The organism is Oleiphilus sp. HI0117 (assembly GCF_001635235.1).
Genome location: NZ_LWGA01001195.1, coordinates 1 through 1,489, shown reverse-complemented (window position 1 = coordinate 1,489; position 1,489 = coordinate 1). Strand labels below are relative to the sequence as shown.

At 42.8% G+C, this 1,489-nt stretch carries 3 protein-coding genes; all 3 read left to right on the top strand.

The window, feature by feature from the left end:
* Nucleotides 1-839 (top strand): transaldolase (tal, locus tag A3757_RS21000; RefSeq protein ID WP_068740244.1); only part of this gene is annotated, 839 nt, incomplete at its 5' end.
* Nucleotides 836-1,276, top strand: coding sequence for a TerB family tellurite resistance protein (locus A3757_RS20995; protein ID WP_068506495.1), 441 nt, complete (start codon nucleotides 836-838; stop codon nucleotides 1,274-1,276). The genes tal and A3757_RS20995, both read left to right, overlap by 4 nt.
* A 27-nt stretch (nucleotides 1,277-1,303) precedes the next feature.
* Nucleotides 1,304-1,489: glycerophosphodiester phosphodiesterase family protein (locus tag A3757_RS20990; protein WP_304439206.1), on the top strand; the 186-nt coding region annotated here is incomplete at its 3' end.

The window sequence follows — 1,489 nt, the reverse complement described above, 5'->3', positions numbered from 1 at the left end:
TTAAGGCTGCCCCCCTCCCTCAATACCGCCCCTTAATTGACAACGCAATTAACTATGGATCTAGCCAGGGCAAGAGTGACCAAGAGCAGCTTTCTTTGGCATGCGACCACCTAGCAGTATCAATTGGTACCGAAATATCAAAAGTCGTTCCAGGCAGAGTTTCCACTGAAGTAGATGCTCGCCTTTCCTTTGATACCCCTGCCACAGTAGCCAAAGCTAAGTCCTTGATTCAACTTTATGAGGATAGCGGCGTTAGTAAGAGTAGAATTCTTATCAAGATAGCCTCCACATGGGAAGGAATTAAAGCGGCTGAGCAGCTGGAGAAAGAAGGCATCAATTGCAACTTAACCTTATTGTTTGACTTTGTGCAAGCTAAAGCAGCTGCAGAGTCTGGCGCCTTCTTAATTTCACCCTTCGTAGGTCGCATACTTGACTGGTATAAAGCAAACACCGACAAAGACCAATATCTTCCGCATGAAGACCCTGGCGTCATTTCGGTTTCAGAAATTTATAATTATTATAAACAACACGGCTTTAGCACTGTTGTAATGGGTGCAAGCTTTAGAAATACTGATGAAATTGAGCAACTAGCTGGCTGTGACCGGCTTACCATTAGCCCGGAACTACTGAAACAACTATCTTGTGACAATGGTAGCCTCGAACGAAAGCTGATTGTACCAAATTCGACTTCGACACAAGGTTTAGTAACTGATCAAGCAAGCTTTCGCTGGAATATGAACCAATCTCCAATGGCAACTGAAAAACTAGCTGAAGGCATCAGAAAATTTGCTATTGACCAAGTAGCCTTAGAAGGCTTGCTCAGAGACCACCCAGAATGATTCAGCGTTTAATTGCCAAAATAACACAATCAAATCAAGACCAAGCACTATCTGAAACTGACATTTCTACAGTTGCTACCGCATTATTAATTGAGGTTATTAATGCGGACCATAAACAAACCGAGTCTGAGTGGCTGGTGCTTCAAGAGCATTGTGCATCTGCGTTTCAGCTTTCAATCAGTGACACTGACGCTTTAATCCGTGAAGCGCGCGAACTATCTCGCTCTGCCACCTCGCTTTGGGAACATACCGACCTTATAAATAAAAAGTTTGATAGCGACTCAAAATATCGCTTAATTCTTGCGATGTGGAAAATTGCTTACGCTGATAGCGATATTGATCGTTATGAAGAGCACCTGATCAGAAAGGTCAGTGATTTGATTTATATACCTCACACCCTGTTCATCAAAGCGAAACACGAAGCTAGTAATATATAGCACTTAGTTTTAGAACGGACGTCATAAATGATAATTATCGGACATAGAGGTGCTCGGAACGAAGCGCCGGAAAACACTGTAACGGGCTTTATTCATGCTCAATCAAATGGCTGTTTGGATTTCGAGTTAGACATTCAATTATCTTCAGATGGAGAGTTGGTAGTCTATCACGACCGAAATTTGTCACGCACAAGCAACCTGCAAGGCAAGATA